The 16,123-nt window shown below is 40.4% G+C and carries 24 protein-coding genes; all 24 read left to right on the top strand.

The window, feature by feature from the left end:
* Window positions 1-422 precede the first annotated feature (422 nt).
* Entirely contained in the window at window positions 423-821 is a 399-nt protein-coding gene (locus JKJ11_RS07650) for a hypothetical protein (RefSeq protein WP_252039009.1), read from the top strand.
* Between the two features lie 143 nt (window positions 822-964).
* Window positions 965-1,603, top strand: a complete 639-nt coding sequence (locus tag JKJ11_RS07655) for a hypothetical protein (protein WP_252039010.1) — start codon at window positions 965-967, stop codon at window positions 1,601-1,603.
* Window positions 1,604-1,741: 138 nt separating this feature from the next.
* Window positions 1,742-2,215: a hypothetical protein gene (locus JKJ11_RS07660; RefSeq protein WP_252039012.1), complete on the top strand. Its 474-nt coding sequence runs from the start codon at window positions 1,742-1,744 to the stop codon at window positions 2,213-2,215.
* A 142-nt stretch (window positions 2,216-2,357) separates the two neighbouring features.
* Window positions 2,358-3,605 carry a HEPN domain-containing protein gene (locus JKJ11_RS07665; protein ID WP_252039013.1) on the top strand — a complete coding sequence of 416 codons (1,248 nt, stop codon included), beginning with the start codon at window positions 2,358-2,360 and terminating at the stop codon, window positions 3,603-3,605.
* Between the two features lie 131 nt (window positions 3,606-3,736).
* Window positions 3,737-4,435 (top strand): hypothetical protein, encoded by a 699-nt coding sequence (locus JKJ11_RS07670; protein ID WP_252039015.1) that lies wholly within the window; start codon window positions 3,737-3,739, stop codon window positions 4,433-4,435.
* Window positions 4,436-4,582: 147 nt separating this feature from the next.
* The gene (locus tag JKJ11_RS07675) at window positions 4,583-5,482 is read left to right on the top strand and encodes a hypothetical protein (protein ID WP_140266822.1); all 900 of its coding nucleotides are present in this window, start codon (window positions 4,583-4,585) and stop codon (window positions 5,480-5,482) included.
* Window positions 5,483-5,692: 210 nt separating this feature from the next.
* A complete protein-coding gene (locus tag JKJ11_RS07685; RefSeq protein WP_038223160.1) occupies window positions 5,693-6,127 on the top strand; it encodes an Sbal_3080 family lipoprotein in 435 nt (144 codons plus the stop codon).
* A 109-nt stretch (window positions 6,128-6,236) separates the two neighbouring features.
* Complete coding sequence (locus JKJ11_RS07690; protein ID WP_006075005.1) at window positions 6,237-6,626, top strand: nuclear transport factor 2 family protein; 390 nt, start codon at window positions 6,237-6,239, stop codon at window positions 6,624-6,626.
* Between the two features lie 143 nt (window positions 6,627-6,769).
* Window positions 6,770-7,225, top strand: a complete 456-nt coding sequence (locus JKJ11_RS07695) for a GNAT family N-acetyltransferase (protein WP_062460212.1) — start codon at window positions 6,770-6,772, stop codon at window positions 7,223-7,225.
* A 209-nt stretch (window positions 7,226-7,434) separates the two neighbouring features.
* The gene (locus JKJ11_RS26020; RefSeq protein ID WP_286036749.1) at window positions 7,435-7,569 is read left to right on the top strand and encodes a hypothetical protein; all 135 of its coding nucleotides are present in this window, start codon (window positions 7,435-7,437) and stop codon (window positions 7,567-7,569) included.
* A 77-nt stretch (window positions 7,570-7,646) separates the two neighbouring features.
* Complete coding sequence (locus JKJ11_RS07700; RefSeq protein WP_252039016.1) at window positions 7,647-8,591, top strand: RDD family protein; 945 nt, start codon at window positions 7,647-7,649, stop codon at window positions 8,589-8,591.
* Window positions 8,592-8,712: 121 nt separating this feature from the next.
* Entirely contained in the window at window positions 8,713-9,108 is a 396-nt protein-coding gene (locus tag JKJ11_RS07705) for a GFA family protein (RefSeq protein WP_006075009.1), read from the top strand.
* Window positions 9,109-9,682: 574 nt separating this feature from the next.
* A complete protein-coding gene (locus JKJ11_RS07710; RefSeq protein WP_006075010.1) occupies window positions 9,683-10,036 on the top strand; it encodes a DUF1428 domain-containing protein in 354 nt (117 codons plus the stop codon).
* A gap of 263 nt (window positions 10,037-10,299) precedes the next feature.
* Window positions 10,300-10,665 (top strand): hypothetical protein, encoded by a 366-nt coding sequence (locus JKJ11_RS07715; protein ID WP_124941102.1) that lies wholly within the window; start codon window positions 10,300-10,302, stop codon window positions 10,663-10,665.
* A 71-nt stretch (window positions 10,666-10,736) separates the two neighbouring features.
* Entirely contained in the window at window positions 10,737-11,210 is a 474-nt protein-coding gene (locus JKJ11_RS07720; RefSeq protein WP_031495856.1) for a GNAT family N-acetyltransferase, read from the top strand.
* Window positions 11,211-11,249: 39 nt separating this feature from the next.
* On the top strand, window positions 11,250-11,726 hold the full coding sequence (locus tag JKJ11_RS07725) for a GNAT family N-acetyltransferase (protein WP_252039017.1): 477 nt from the start codon (window positions 11,250-11,252) through the stop codon (window positions 11,724-11,726).
* A gap of 64 nt (window positions 11,727-11,790) precedes the next feature.
* Window positions 11,791-12,036, top strand: a complete 246-nt coding sequence (locus tag JKJ11_RS07730; RefSeq protein WP_252039018.1) for a Rho-binding antiterminator — start codon at window positions 11,791-11,793, stop codon at window positions 12,034-12,036.
* A 69-nt stretch (window positions 12,037-12,105) separates the two neighbouring features.
* Window positions 12,106-12,558, top strand: coding sequence for a DUF3291 domain-containing protein (locus JKJ11_RS07735; protein WP_031495862.1), 453 nt, complete (start codon window positions 12,106-12,108; stop codon window positions 12,556-12,558).
* 205 nt (window positions 12,559-12,763) lie between these two features.
* Complete coding sequence (locus tag JKJ11_RS07740) at window positions 12,764-13,147, top strand: hypothetical protein (protein ID WP_236110571.1); 384 nt, start codon at window positions 12,764-12,766, stop codon at window positions 13,145-13,147.
* Window positions 13,148-13,193: 46 nt separating this feature from the next.
* Entirely contained in the window at window positions 13,194-13,583 is a 390-nt protein-coding gene (locus JKJ11_RS07745) for an MAPEG family protein (protein WP_124941109.1), read from the top strand.
* Window positions 13,584-13,970: 387 nt separating this feature from the next.
* Window positions 13,971-14,420 (top strand): YHS domain-containing (seleno)protein, encoded by a 450-nt coding sequence (locus tag JKJ11_RS07750; protein ID WP_006075019.1) that lies wholly within the window; start codon window positions 13,971-13,973, stop codon window positions 14,418-14,420.
* 12 nt (window positions 14,421-14,432) lie between these two features.
* On the top strand, window positions 14,433-14,708 hold the full coding sequence (locus JKJ11_RS07755) for a hypothetical protein (protein WP_252039019.1): 276 nt from the start codon (window positions 14,433-14,435) through the stop codon (window positions 14,706-14,708).
* A 206-nt stretch (window positions 14,709-14,914) separates the two neighbouring features.
* Complete coding sequence (locus JKJ11_RS07760) at window positions 14,915-15,457, top strand: PH domain-containing protein (protein WP_252039020.1); 543 nt, start codon at window positions 14,915-14,917, stop codon at window positions 15,455-15,457.
* Between the two features lie 35 nt (window positions 15,458-15,492).
* The gene (locus JKJ11_RS07765) at window positions 15,493-16,122 is read left to right on the top strand and encodes a DUF1349 domain-containing protein (RefSeq protein ID WP_171394135.1); all 630 of its coding nucleotides are present in this window, start codon (window positions 15,493-15,495) and stop codon (window positions 16,120-16,122) included.
* The last annotated feature ends 1 nt before the right edge of the window (window position 16,123 follow it).

Genomic DNA, 16,123 nt, shown 5'->3' on the forward strand with positions numbered 1-16,123 from the left:
CCGTTAGCTACGCAGCGATAAGCCCCACTGCTTAACTTTCTTTCCGGTGGCTGCGCGAAAGTGTCATTCGCTGAAGCAATCGAGGTTTCGCGGCACTGCTTTTTGTGTCCGTCCGTGAGCAACAGAAGTGACATCTTCCTCAACCAGATCTTCAGTGACTTCGGTGGTTGCTTTTTCACGCCAACTCGCATTAATCGAAAGATGTCAGTTCTGTCAGCTATCAAGCTCGGTATGGTGATAGTAATTTAGATTGCGGTAAGCAATGAGCATCTTGGCGCAAGTAAGAGAATAGGGGCGTAGGCAACTAACAAATTACTCAAACGGACGCTATACGTGTGTCGCTTTTGGTTTGAAGTTCAGAGTGTTTGGCAAGGTTGGTCGTACGCGCCGTTTAGTAAAGCGTTATGTGTCACGGAGGAAACATGGCAAAAACTAATCCCACATTAAGGGTGGTGATTATATTCGTAACCTTTGCTGCTGGATTGATATTTAGTCACTTTAAGCAGCAATACACAGAGAATGTGCTTAAGCAGTCAGCTTCGAAACTTAAGATAATCCCTGAACATAGAATTATGTTGTCTAGTTACTATGAGAGCGAGAAACAGGTAAATATCGGATTCGACTTTATCGGTTTTAGTCGTGATGACAACAAGTTCAAAGAATATCAAACTAGGTATTTAGCTAGCTTTAAGAACATGGCATGCAAGTCAAAGCCTTTGAAAAGTTATTATCAAAACAAAAAACCTGTAGTAATCGACTTGCGTTTACAAAATAGGAATTTTGGTAACCTGATTTTGTCTAGCTCTGAGTGTCGAAAATGATACATAACAAATTGTTCAAGCAGACAGCTAACGTTTGGCGATTTTGGTTTGAATTGAGTTTAGTGATTACGGTGGCTTTGTTTGAGTGTAGTGGTAGTTAGCTGCTACTTAACAAGGCGTTATAAAGATGGAGGAATCGAAGCATGGTTGATTCGGTCATGAAGTACATTGAACAAGGAAACTATTCGTTTGTATTTCTTGTTATCGCTTTGTCTTTGGTGGTTAACCTTGAAAAAATAATCTCACTGTTTTCAGCACAAAGAAAACAACGCTTAGTTACACTAGAGCGAGCTTCTTCAATTGAAAATCTATCTCCTCGTTTGCGAAAGCACCTTGATGATCAAATGCAAGTTGAAGTGTTTTTCCTAGCTCATGGCTTAAAGGTTAGTAAAATAACCTTGAACGGTCTCTTAGCTTTAGAAGATCGAGTAGGGGCTCGAATTTCGTTTAAGCATATCCTACGCGTTGGTAGGATAGTACCTGACCTCGAAAAAGTGGAGGAACAGGAATTTCAAATAGAGTTACCGTGGTATGACAAATTTTATTCGCTGTATAACTTGGTTATAGGCTTGCCCGGTTTCATTCTTAGTATACTTTGGTTTTCGTACAGCCTTTCAGTCGTTTTTACTGTTCCAAACTATCCTAGCTTAGTCGTTTCATCACTAGCTGTTGTAGTTAGCTTAGCCATGCTGTATCAGGGCGCGCCTTATATTTCCACAAGAATAGTTAATGCGGAATTAAGAAATATGAGGGAATGTGGTACTGTCGAAAAATCTTTATAACAAAGCGTTTAAGACGGATTCCCAACGCTCGGCGTTTTCGGTTTGCTTTGCATTTAGTGTTTACGGCACAATGGTTTAGGTAAGGTGCTCTGCGTTGCTCACCACTTAACGCGGCGTTATATTTTTTTTGAGTTCATCGTGCTAAATAGAATCGAAGAATGGATTGATTTAACAAACGAAAGGTTTTCTAATCAACGACAAAGTTGTGCGTTATTTGCTCGTGATTTCGCTGGTTTCTACTCTGAAGAGTTTCTATCTAGTTCATATTTTGTAATCGTTGATAGCGTTCCAAAGCCAGATTTTCCAGAGTTACGTCAAGCTGGTTTAGGTGACTTTCTTGATATGGAAGTTCAAGGTATTACATATAAAAACACTTATTACATAGTGCCGAGTGTCGCTCAAGATTTACGTTTACACTTTCATGAATTGGTTCATGTTGCCCAATGGAAGACTCTTGGCGCTAGTGGCTTTCTGCAACGTTACATATCTGAAGTTCAAAGTGTCGGCTACAATGAAGCACCTCTCGAAAAACTAGCTTATGCATTTGATCATCACTTTTTGCAAGGCGGGCAAAAAGTTGATGTCCCAAGCTATGTAAAAAACAAAATATAACAAGCAATTTAAGAGGGATTCTCAACGCTTGGCACTTTCGCTTCTACTTCAGTTTTAGTGTTTATGGCACAATGCCTTATGCTGGGTGGTAGCGTTGTTCACCCCTTAATTGGACGTTAGGCAAAGTAAGTATGAGGAAAAAATGAATAGTGATGTTTTAACTAATAAGTTAACAGAAGTTATATCCGAGTTACCTGAAACACCTCAAGTAACAGTCAGCTTATTTGATTCTGTTTCATCTGAAAGTGTGCCTTATTATCAGATTGCTCTTGAGAACATCAAAGATATTACTCAATACTTACAGTCATCAGAAACTGTATCAGAAGTTTTTGATGACAAGATGCTTAATACTGGAAGTGGTGCATCAAGAGTCAACCTTGAGTTGCTAGCTCGCTGGTTAGTTAGGCAAGCTCAGGTTTCTTCACCTGAATTAGCAACTCAGAAACTTGCTGACTTCCTAGATTCTCAATTCACTAGTGGTAAAAACGTTTTAGCAATCTCCGGAGTTACAGTTCAAGATGTAGTTCATATAACAAATAAAATTAAGTTAATCCCGTTTGATGAACTGCAAGCTTCACATGCAAAAGAGGCGATTTCTCCTCCTTATATGAAGCCAGAATTTGCAATGAAGTTAGGTTTTGCTCCAGCCATTGGTAGTGGTTACAAACCACCAGAGGCTGCAGCTGTAGTTGATACTGAAATTTCCCCCAAAGCATTTGGTGAAGAGAAGCATCCTAGGGCTCAAGATTTTTTACCGTTGTATGAATTTTGTGAGTTTCTTACATTAGTAAAATCGGGCACTCCTATCCCTGTGGCAAGTTGGAGCGACGTCTCAAATGATACGCCATGTAAACAATTTCTTGGCGGTGGGTGGAGTGGACAAGTCATTGATATAATCTCCCGAAGTTCTATTCTTTTAACTCAACAAGAATGGGATTCACACAAAGATCTTTATCTTAAATTTTGTGCATTACCACAAAGCGTGCGTGACCTATTACGGGTTCCTATTGAGCGCTTGAATCAAGCTCGTCGTCGCTCCGATGCTGCGGATAAGGCAATCGACTTGGGTGTTGCATTTGAAGCATTATTACTAAATGACAAGTCTCACAAAGAACAGATTGCATTTACTCTTCGTTTAAGGGCTGCCTTGTTTTTAGGGAGTGAATTTACCAAAAGACAAGAGTTAATTAACTTCTTCTCATCTATATATAGCTGTCGTTCACAAGCTGCTCATACCGGAAAGCTCGATGCGAAGATTAAAGTCGCGCATAGAGGAAGAGTTGAAGCAAAAAAATTACTTCAAGAGGGAGATGAGTATTGTGTGGAAGCTATTATAAAAATAATCAACTTAGGTAAATTCCCCGATTGGAATGAATTAATGTTGAAGTAATAAATTTGCCTAACAAAACATTTAAGAGTGATTCCCAACGCTTGGCATTTTTCATTCCATCGTTGGGTTTTGTGTTTAAGGTGGTATGGTTTAGTTTTGTGGTAGCGTTGCTCACACCTTAATGTGGCGTTATGAATAGAGGAGATCGTGTGGAAAAGTGTTACATGTGTGATTCTGAAGGAAATACGAAGGAGCACGTGCCTCCGAAATGTATATTTTCTGAAGCGAAAGATATTCCAAATGGAGATAATTATAAAAAGAACCTTATAACCGTTCGTTCTTGTGAGAAACATAATACGGCTAAGTCAAAAGATGACGTATATTTGCTGTTCTTCTTAGCGGCTAATGTTATATCAAATGATCTTGCTCAGACGCAATTTGGCACAAAAATTATGAGAGCAGTAAATAGAACACCTCATGTATTTGCAGAGTTCGCTAAAAAAAACTCACCAGTTACTCTGAAAGGTGAAAATGGTGAAGTGATCCATACTGCCGCCATTGAGATTGATCGTGCCCGATTCGATACTGCAATTGAACATATTTCTTATGCTTTACATTACCATAAGTTTGGAGAAACATTTGTTGGTAATATTCAGGTCATTACCAGCGGGTTGGTGGATCTATCAAGCATAGATAGTGTTGACGTAAACAAAAGAATTCAAAACTTTGGTCAAATAGCTGATGAGCTGTTAGCAAATGTAGAATCTGAAGGTGATAATCCTGAAGTATTTACTTATAAGATTTTGAAAACAGATGAACTTCGTCAAGTCATTATCCAAATGAATTTTTACTGTGGATTTAAGATCGTTTCGATAATGAAGTACTCTTAACCAATATTCATAACAAGCAATTCAAGCTGATTCGCAACGCTCGGCACTTTCGGTTTCAATTGGTTTGGTGATTACGGTGAAGTGTTTGGGTGTGGTGGTAGCGTTGCTCACAATTTAATTGGGCGTTAACTATCTAGGAGATTACATTTGAGTTCGAAGTATGTACCTATTGTAAAAACTACCTTATTTTATGTTTGTATCAGCTTTGGTGTTTGCGCTCGTTTTTTACTTGGCAATTTGTACGGTGTGTTGATCACTATGTTCATAATCCGTCACTTCAGCGAAGCCCTGCTTGGCTACCCGGCATATTCTTTTGAAGAATTAATGGTTTGGTTAGATGCTCTTAGCAATGAAATGAAAATAGCGATAGTTAGCTCATTGGTAACTGTAATTGGCTTTTTGGTTGCTTACGCAAGTGCTACTTCAAACTGGAAATCACAATTACTAGCAAATATAAAACTGCAAGCTTCAGGAGAGCTAAATGCTTTCTTTACTGAGGTTGGATCACTCGTCACTGATTGTGAAATTTATGCCGATGAAACGATAGAAGTGTCAGAACAAATTCGAAAGTCTAAAGACAATCGAGAGAAACGATTCTTGGTTTCCTACCAAAACGGCAGAGGGCAAGAAATTGACTTGAAGCGTAAAAGGCTTGTGGCTATGTCGATTCAAGTACATCAGTTTACAGGTAAATATGCCAATTTATTTCTGTCGGTCCCAAGGGTTCAGTCGAATTTCGATACAGCAGCTAAAGCACTGAATGAGGTTGCATCGAAAACATGGTTTAATATTCCAGTTTCCTACCCAGAAGATACTGATCCAATAACTACTTTCTTAAAGCAAGTTAATGAAGAGCAGTTAAAGGTTTTTAAGGCGTCCGTAGAAAAAAATCGCATTTTCTTGTCATTTTACCCAGGAAGTGCTGGTGGCATCTTACAGTCTGGCGTGGTGCCTTTTAATGGTTTTTCTTTGTTCAATATGTATCGTCGTATAAAAGAGCTGCATTCAGCTTTCGAAGAGCTGCGCAAAGCGAAACAAGATAGTTAACAAACAGTTTAAGAGGGATTCAGCACGCGTGGCATTTTCGGTATGCGTTGGTTTTGGTGTTGAAGTACCTTGCAGCGGCTTGGTCATTGCGTGCTTCACCCCTTAACTGGGCGTTACGTGTCAAATCGAAAAACTTAACATATTTCAATGACTAATATGTTTCCGTTTGTATAATCAGCTACAACTAAAATAATGCAAATGGTTGTCTATATGAAAGCGTCAAGTTTGTTAGCTGTAAGCTCAATTCTTATTGTTTCCGGCTGTACATCAATTACAGTTGAGCCTGTATCCAATGACTATAGTTTGGAGCATGTCTGTATTCAGAATAACCCGAAAGTCATAGTTGATGATTTTGTTGGAGTAGTCGAAGATCGCTTCCAATATCACGGCATTACGACAGAGTTCGTTGATTTTGTACCTGAATCTTGCAACTACAAGCTTACCTACACAGCTTTAAGGTCATGGGACTTCGTTCCTTACCTATCTCATGCAGAGCTTCGTTTATACAAAAATCACAAGAAGATCGCTTATGGTGAGTATCACCTCGACGGTAAAGGTGGTCTAGATATGTCTAAGTTTGATAGTGTGAAAGAAAAAATGACACCTGTTATCGACCAAATGTTGGGCAAAGCCGAAACCAATTAAAACAGGCTCATAACAAAGCATTTAGTGATTAGCAACGCTTGGCCCAAGTATGGCAAGCGTTGCTCAACCTTATTGCGGCGTTTGTTGCCTTATCGATTTCGGAGAATTAATGGAAGTACTAATCGAACAAGAAATTGCGTTGCACCAATTCGAAGTCCGACAAGACAAAGTAGAAATTGAGCGACTTATCCATCCAGGCTTTAGAGAAGTTGGTAGATCAGGTAATAGCTACGACTTCAAATCAATTGTTCGAATGATGGAAACGGAGAAACCATCAAATGTGCAGGTACACTCTCAGAATTATGAATGTGTCGCGTTAGAGCCAACAGTTCAATTGCTGACGTATGAATCTGCTTTAATTGATGACGGTGGTCAAGTTAGCAACTTCACCAAGCGCAGTTCCATTTGGGTTCTAGTCGGAGAGTTGTGGCAGCTTAAATATCATCAAGGTACGCCATGTGACGTATTTGAAATAAAGGTATCGCGAAAGGGCACCTGAAAAACTACTCAAGTAGACGCGTAAAGGGCGCCGATTTTGGTTTGGTTGAGTTTAAAGAAGACGTTGACTTTGCTTGAGTGTGGAGGCGGTAAACTGTTACTTTTAACAGGATGTTAGTAGTCAAAAGTAAAAAGGAACCCTCAATGGGATTAAAATATCGTTCAGCTACTCTTGAAGACTTAGAAAGTCTTGTTGCTTTGCTTTCAAACGACCCCCTTGGTAGTCAAAGAGAAGATTCCTCTATTCCGTTGAACAGCGCTTATCTTGAAGCGTTCGCAGCTATTGTACGAGATCCAAACAACCAATTGCTTGTTGTTGAACAGGAAAACTCTCTAGTTGGAATGCTTCAAATTACCTTTATTCCATACCTGACGCATATTGGTAGTTGGCGTTGTCTTATCGAAGGAGTCCGAATCCATAGCGACTATCGTGGACAAGGCTTCGGTGAGCAAATGTTCGCACATGCTATCGAACTGGCAAAAAACAAAGGTTGTACAATCGTTCAGCTAACAAGTGACAAGCAGCGCCCTGACGCAATCAGGTTCTATGAAAAACTTGGATTCAAAGCGACACATGAAGGGTTTAAGCTCGCGTTGTAGGCAGTCTGCTAATAATGAACTCAAGCAGGTTCGTAACGCTCTTCAGTTTGGGTTCAAGTTCCGCCTATTAGCAGCCACCTAGTCGGACGTGATGCGTCAGTATTATGTAAAGTTCGGGAAAACCGGAACTAGCACTAATAGCTTGTTTAGGTTCACAGTGTTGTTAACTATTTTATGAAATTACACACGATGTTTATGGAGAGTTTTCTATGGGAACGATAATTGGTTTGGTTATTTTAGCTGCTGTAGATTGGTACCTGGTTCGCAAAACTGGATTTCACATTCATCAGTGGGTTGCCAGAAAGTACGAAGAGTATTTTCTGGGTAAGGAAAACAATAAATAATACTTGCTCAGCTTAGAAATTAAACACGCATAACAAGGCATTAGATTGTTTTCAAACGTTGTATTAGGGATTGAATTTTGGAAGAAGTACAAGAGAAATGGATTTGCGGCTTTTGGAGAAGAGTCGGGGCCTTGGTTATCGACTCTCTAATACTAGGTGTTTTTGGGTCTGTTATAGGTTTGTTTCTTGAAGACACCTTCGCCCAACTTGGCGGGTGGGGTAGGTTAATTGGTTTTGCCGTTTCAATTACATATTTTGGAGTTATGAATAGCTCTGTATCAAATGGTCAAACAATTGGTAAAAAAGCACTAAACATCAGAGTTGTAGATTCATCCAATTCAACAATTGGTCTGCCTAAATCCTTTGCAAGGTATAGCTTCCTAGCGATTCCATTTTCACTGAATGGAGCACAGGTTCCAAACGAATTATCTCTTTCATATTTAATGTACCCCTTATCTTTGATGACTCTTGGTGGCTTACTTTCGATTTCTTACTTATACGTTTTTAATCGTGTAACTCGACAATCATTACATGACCTTGTGGTAGGTACTTACGTCGTAAATGCAAAGGCCAATCGTCAAGAACTCCCTTCACTTTGGAAACCTCACTTAGGGGTAGTGGCTGTTTTATTCATCGTTGCAGCGCTTGTGCCAGCATATACTTCTAGTTTATTTGAATCAGAACCTTTTAAAGGTCTACTAGTAACTCAGGAAGCAATAAACAGCAATGAATCGGTTAGATATGTAGAGGTAACAACAGGCTCAAGTACGGTTACCTCATCTGATTCAGGTACTAGAACAACTACGTATGTGAATGCTCAAGCGTTTCTTTATAAGGATAATGTTGATGATTCCAAAACTGCAAAGCAATTAGCGCAGGTAATAATTAAAACTTATCCAGAATCACTAAGCAAAGACATAATTCAGGTAGCCCTTGTCTACGGCTATGACATTGGTATTGCTTCAAAATGGAATAGCCACGATTACCAATTTACCCCACAAGAATTAACAGGTCTGGAGTAATGAGAATTTAACATGGATTTAAAGTAAGGCGCGTGACAGCTTGTTAGGTTCCACTTCACCTCGTTTTTAGCGTGCTATTACTTGTCGCCTAAAACCGCTTTATCAAACTGGAGATAAACGAATGACCAAGTTAGTCGGTGACACCCTGATTAAAACTTACCATCTAGCTACATGTCATTGTGGTTCTGTTGAGCTTGAGTTGCACCTACCAAATGGAATAGATAAGCCTCGACGTTGCGATTGTTCAATGTGCCGTCGTCGTGGAGCGATCGTTGCATCAGTGAAACTAGACGGTATTCGTATCTTGAAAGGGCAGGAACACTTAAAGCTATATCAGTTCAATACGCATACGGCAAAACACTATTTTTGCTCGAACTGTGGCATTTACACTCATCACCAAAGACGTTCCGACCCGACTGAATACGGATACAACGTCGGATGTTTGCAAGGAGTTAACCCGTTTGATCTGGGTGATGTGGTGACAAATGACGGGGTCAACCACCCAGCGGACAGATAGTGAGCTGATATTGCGTTGCATATTTTGAATACTGTTGTTTGCTAGCCTTTAAAGAGAATACAGCTAAATCTACTCATTAATCTGAACCTGGCCGAAGAGTTTAACTAGACGATTGGTTGAGTGTATTAACATTGGTTAGGTTGAATCTCTATTCAACTGCATGAGAATATTCGATGTTTAAATGCCCCAATTGTGATGAGTCATTAACATGTGCTAGCAAACTTAAAGCTTATCCTAAGATTCCTATATATTGTGATAACTGTCGATCTCTTCTAGGTGTATATCATCGTTTCTATTACCTAATGTACTTTGTCACTCTTTATTTGATTAGTATGTGCACACGAATCGAGTATTTGATGTGGTGGGAAGCTACAGGAGTAGTGGTGCTCTTATTCTTTGTAACACAGTTATTACAGCCTCTTAGGAAGCTATAGTTCCCTCAAACGACTCAAGCAGTCTATAAGTCCGAACACTTGCAGTGTCAGCATCTGCTAAAGCTCATTATAACGGCAGGCAGCTATGTACAACGCAGTCCTTGTACTACGATTATTACTCCATACAAAGGAGTTCGCTTATGTCATATGTCGATGGATTTGTAGCTGCCGTACCAACAGTGAATAAAGAAAAGTACATTGCGCACGCAGAAATTGCAGCAGAGATGTTCAAAGATTTCGGCGCAATAAAGGTTGTAGAAGCTTGGGGAAGTGAGGTGCCTGATGGAGAAATTACTTCATTCCCTATGGCGGTTCAAGCAGAGGGCAACGAAACAGTTGTATTCTCATGGGTCGTTTGGCCTTCTAAGGATGTACGAGATTCTGCTTGGGAAAAAATAATAGAAGACCCGAGGATGAGCCCAGAAAACAATCCAATGCCATTCGATGGCAAGCGCATCATTTATGGGGGATTTGAGGTCATTTTAGACAAATAGAGTTTTTCTATGCACAGTAAAGCTGTCAAGTAATAGCGGTAATGTGTAGTGTTTGGTGGTTTTCCTTCAAGTTTGCTGATTTGTTGTGGCGAGAGAAGAAATACCAACGCCATACTGTTGAGGTGAATCTCTGCTCGTCACAAATCACAATGAAACCAACTCTGTTTTTGAAGTCTCTCGTGAAATAGCCTTCTTGTTCTGAATGTGCTCCCGCTGAGTAATAATCTTGATAGATTCTGAATAAGCTCAAAGGGAATAAAAATATGCTAGAACGTATCGAGAAAGTGCTTGAGTTAAATGATATTTCTTATGAAAGTGGCAAAACTAGAATGTACATCAAGTTGGGCGGCTTAAGTTCACAAGTCAAAATCTGCTACGACTATGCGACTAATACTTATAAAGTGAACTGCGGGGAACTTCGTCATTATTTAACCAGTCTGATTTTCTTTTGTCAGGCCGTTAATATGTTTTATCAGCCGAACTTGGAGGTTTGGGCTGGGTACGCCGCTGGTCTTATGCTCGGACTAGCCTTTGGAAATCTGCTATCAGTAATATCGGCTAATATTCAGTTGCTAGACTTACGTGCTCAATTAAGGGAAGAGGGCGTATTCCTGAAGCTTAGTTCATAGTACTGCTTGGGACCGTGTGGTTTGTACCGCCTCGTCGCGTTTGTCGACTTCTTCTTATGGAATGGAGAATAATGGAAATATCAAATACTTTAAGGCCTGGTGATATTGGGCAAATTATAAAACAGCACGGGCTATTGTACTCGAGTGAATATGGATATGACGTGACATTTGAAGCTTATGTTGCCGAACCACTGGCGCAATTTGCTAAGCGAAACAATGATCGAGAGAGAATTTGGCTTGTCAGGCTTAATAACAAGCTTGTCGGGACAATTTGTATTTGCGAGCTTTCTGAGGTCGAAGCACAGCTCAGGTGGTTTTCTATTGACCCCGTTGCAAGAGGGAAAGGAGTGGGCAAAGCGCTTATGGAACAAGCGCTGGACTTCTGTCTTGACAGAGGCTACTCCAAGGTAGTGTTATGGACGGTAGCCGGACTTGCTGTCTCAAAATCGCTATATATCAAATATGGATTCAGTAAGGTTGAGGAAATAGAACGTGAGTTATGGGGCGCAATGCAACGAGAGCAATGCTATGAAAAAGTGCTTTAGTCTATGTACTTAATGCGAGAGCCAATTAGTGAGAGAACCATGAAACTCAGAGTATTCGACAAAGCAGATTACGATACGCTCATCCAATGGATTGACTCAGAAAAACTGAATTATCAATGGGGAGGGCCAAATTTCGCCTTTCCATTAGACCACCATCAACTCACCAGCCACTGCGCTAAACCCGAAGTCCTTCCTTTTATTCTTGTATCCGGTAGCCTGCGTGTTGGCTACGTTGAATTGTTCAAAGTCACTGAGTCAAATTTCCGTATTTGTCGTGTATTTGTGTCGAGCAACTTTCGGGGCCAGGGGGTCTCTAAAATCATGCTAACGCAGTTAATCGAATTATCTCGAACGCGATACTTTGCGACGCAGTTGTCACTCGCAGTTTTTGCGCACAATCGAACAGCGAGGCGTTGTTATGAAGCGTTAGGCTTTAACGTCACGTCTCGTGAAACAGGGACAAGATCCTATGATGGGGTGGTTTGGGACCTGCTTCGAATGGAGAAGCAGCTATAAAAAGCGCCTTCTAGCAATATATAACTAGGGTAATTTGGTGGGTTAGCAGTTCTGAGGTTAACGAATGATAAGTTGCAGTGACTACGATTATATTGAAATAGCGTGTATGTATCGTTATCCGGTTAAATTAACGATGAAAGTGGGTCAGCCACTAGAAGGTATTGCATTGGATACAGCGCGAGACGAGAGCAACAATGAATGTCTGAAGCTAATTGCTAAGGAAACAGATGTTCTTGTTATATTAGATGAAATCAATAAGTTAGAGGTATTGGTAGATAACCCACATTTTTCTGAAGTCGTCTTTAAATGATGTTTGAACATCAATGGGAAAAAGAATGGTGTTAGCTATCAACCGTATGCATTCCAAGGAAAGGAATTTATGAAACTGGCACAACTAAATATCGCATTAGCAAAATATCCGCTCGATGCTCCTGAGATTAAGGAGTTCGTTGATAACTTAGACTTGGTCAATGGCATTGCAGAAGAAAGTGAAGGCTTTATTTGGCGCCTAAAAGATGACAGCGGTGATGCGACCAGTATACAACTCTTCGATGACCCCAACATGATAGTAAATATGTCTGTTTGGGAGTCGGTAGATTCGCTTAAAAACTTTATGTTCAGAACACACCATAGAGATTTTATGCGCCGCAAAGGTGAATGGTTTCACCGGCTTGCTGAGGATACCTACGTGTTATGGTGGATTGAAGACCACCACATTCCATCAACAGAAGAAGCTTTGGAACGATTAGCGTATCTAAGAGCGAATGGTGATAGTCCCTACGCGTTTACGTTCAAGACTAATTATACGCCGCTCGATATAAAGACTAAGTAATTATCAAAAAGTGGTAGCAACGTTGTATTGGACAAGCTAATGGAGTTGGCTTGGTCTAGTACGTTTCGTGTGAACTGGGTCTTTAATAGAGTTGGTCACTAAGACTCAACCTATAGATGCTGGCGTGAATCTAGTCGCAATGCTAGCCAGCAATCTGCTTATCAATGGGCGATTCATAGAACATAACAACCAGGAGGAAAGTTCTATGAAACGTACAATCGAATTTGTTGGGTTACAACGAGCGTGGAAGATGGGTCTGTCTTCGTTAGTAGGAGGGGTTACGGCTGTATTAGTTGTTCACTTTGTATTTTCAAATGAACAAAGTGCTGTGGCATATGCAAGTGCCTTTTTTGGTGCGGTATTTCAGGTTTTAATCACGATCAGAAACAATGAAAGTCACCTGACTGCTGATAATGAAGATGTCTACCTTTACGATATACCAGCGGCATTAAGGTATCAAAAGTCGCTATTGGGCAAACCCTATATTAGAGTTACTTCTCTAACCCAGACTGGTTATCATAGAAAAAGGGTGTTCCAGTCTTGGATATCAGAAGAAGATTGGGACTTTATGTTGAATAAATGTACATGATAGGTCCCACAAAGGGCTGTAGTACAACCTTTACAAGGATTAGAACTTGACGACATTAGTACTTTGTTTAGTTATTGCGGCACTACTGCCTTATCTAGCAAAAATGCCTCTTGCAGTCGCAATGCATAGAGCTGGAGGTTACGACAATAAAAATCCCAGAAAACAGCAAGCAAAACTCAAAGGGTTTGGCGAGCGTGCTTTAGCGGCACACCAAAATGCTTTCGAATCTTTGATTGTATTTGCTATCGCGATACTGCTGGCCATTGCAACGGGAACCATTAATGAGACCGTACAGTTTTTAGCGGTAGTGCACATCGTATTTCGTGTTATTTACAACATTCTTTACTTGCTCAACAAAGCCACGTTACGTTCTTTATCTTGGGCTGTTGCAATAGGTTGCTCTTTTGCGATTATGTTGCAGAGTATGCCTAGTTGATGGCAGGTTATTTATTAGGCCCATTTCTTCATTTAGTGCAACTCATAATGGGATGTGGTTTAGTCCGATGAATTTGAAGTGTGTCGAAGTATACGAGCGGTTAGCGTAATCCTCACCAAATAGGCATCATAATGTTCTAAGCAACAAGTAGAGGCCGACATGTCGAAGTTTGAGTTCATTCAATTGCATCTGATTGAAAAAGGGGTACCAAAAGATTTAACCAAGCCACGTCTTTTTGTTTGTAGGAACCTCTTAATGGTTGCAGGTATTTGTTACTTTACTTCGCTAGGCTGAGTTTGACGGATTAGTACTTTTAAATTATCACGTGAATGAAATCTTTCGCTGCTTTCTCAGTTCTTTATCTATGGTGATAGAGGAGGGTGCGTTATGAAATACTCAGCAAGATTGTTTTCGATAGTACTGATGTGGTTAAGTTCGTGGACTTATGTTTATGCACTGGAACCCACCTATAGTGATTTTTTTGGCAAAGCGATAAAAGGTTATGACCCAGTTGCTTACTTTACGGTAGGTAAACCACTAAAAGGTGATAGTGATATTACTTATGAGTGGAATGGCGCTAAATGGTACTTTTCGACACAGGAAAACCGGCAGCAGTTTGTTTCTAACCCAACAGCTTATGCGCCTCAATACGGCGGATACTGCGCGTGGGCTGTAAGTCAAGGCTACACGGCTAGCATCGATCCTAATGCTTGGTATATTTTCGAGAATAAGTTGTATTTGAACTATAGCAAGTCAGTTCAAAAAAACTGGCAAAAGGATATTAGCGGGAATGTACAAAAAGCTGATTTAAATTGGCCTGAATTACTTAAGAACTAAATTGAGGGAAAAATGGATTTTGAGTTTTATAACAAAGGTGATAGTTACACTTACCTTTGTATAGAGTCAGCAACGTTCAAAGAAGAGTCTACTCAGTTAATCAAACAAGGTTTTGTCGAACAATCGTTAATTATCACAGCAGTATCGGCAGAGGAAGCCGAGGCTATTTACAAAAGTGAGCACCAAGGTTTCTTAAAGAAACTGTACATGCTGATATCTTCGATTGGATTGCAATCTCAAGCACTAACTCTCCCAGCCCTAACAAAGGATTGCTACTCTTCTATTTGAAATCATTCTGATACTTGCATCTTGTGCCTGTCAGATTCTAAGAAGGTGGAAATAAATCTTAACCTAATTAAACGCTGCTATATAAATAATTGTTACTTGAAAGTGACGCTCTAACTGATGGACGATAAGGCTACAACGGAAAGCACTGCTAAGAACAATACTAGGAAAAGAGAACTGGCGGTTTTACTAACACCCAAGGAAGAAGTATGCACATTATTCAACAAGCACTTGAGCCAAGAGAGAAGTTGATTTGGTCAGGACAGCCAAAGCAGGGGATCGTATTTCGGCGCACTGACCTGTTTCTGGTTCCGTTTAGTTTACTGTGGTGTGGTTTTGCGATTTTCTGGGAATTTACTGCGTTTAATTCGGGGGCGTCGATTTTCTTTTTACTGTTTGGTGGGGTGTTTGTCGTTATTGGTTTGAACTTTGTACTAGGTCGTTTTTTCTGGGACTCCTCTCAAAGGAAGAAGACATTTTATGGAATTACCAATGAGAGAATCATCATAGTTGATGGCTTTGTGCAGAGGAAGATCACCTCATTGAACATCCAAGCGCTTCCTGAGGTCAGTTTGTCGGAGCGTTCTGATGGATTAGGAACCATCTTACTGGGCTCGCAAAGTGCGACGCAACGAGGAATGACTCTGTCAGGCACACCAAAAGGTGTACCCAAGTTAGATTTAATCAAAGACCCCAAATATGTTTTCAGTATTATACGTAGCGCTCAGAAACACGGATACTTATTGGTATGATAGGGCCTACCACAAGAAAGCAGTAGAACTTAACAATGGTAGATTTTACGACAGCGAAATGGTTATACAAACCGAGGAACAGTGAGGTAACTAAAGGTTCTGTATCAATAACCACAGATCCCGAGACGGACTTTTGGCAGCGGTCTTACTATGGCTTCAGAAATGATAACGCTCCAGCATTACAACTTGAGACAAGTGAGAATTTCACTTTCACTACGAAAGTACAATTTGACTACCAAGCTCAGTTCGATCAATGCGGTTTAATCATTTATCTAGACAGCGAAAACTGGTTTAAAGCTTCGATTGAGTATGAGAATGAAGAGTATTCTAGGCTAGGCAGTGTTGTGACAAACCTAGGTTATTCTGATTGGGCAACGTCCGATATTCCATTGCCAAACGAGATTTGGTATCGCCTAAGTCGTCGTGGTCCTGACTTTCTGGTTGAGTCGTCATTTGATGGGCAAACCTTTAAGCAAATGCGGATTTTCCATCTTCATCAATTGGGTGAGACGACGGCTGACATGGGGAAATCAAATCCACCTTTACCTGCCCAAACTCCAGTGACGTTTGGTGTTTATGCTTGTAGCCCTTTGCAATCTTCATTTACCGCTAGATTCACTGAACTGAACATAGAACCATGCAAGTGGTTAGCTCACGCTGTTTAAT

It is taken from the genome of Vibrio sp. SCSIO 43133 (assembly GCF_023716845.1).
Taxonomy (GTDB): Bacteria; Pseudomonadota; Gammaproteobacteria; order Enterobacterales; family Vibrionaceae; genus Vibrio; species Vibrio mediterranei.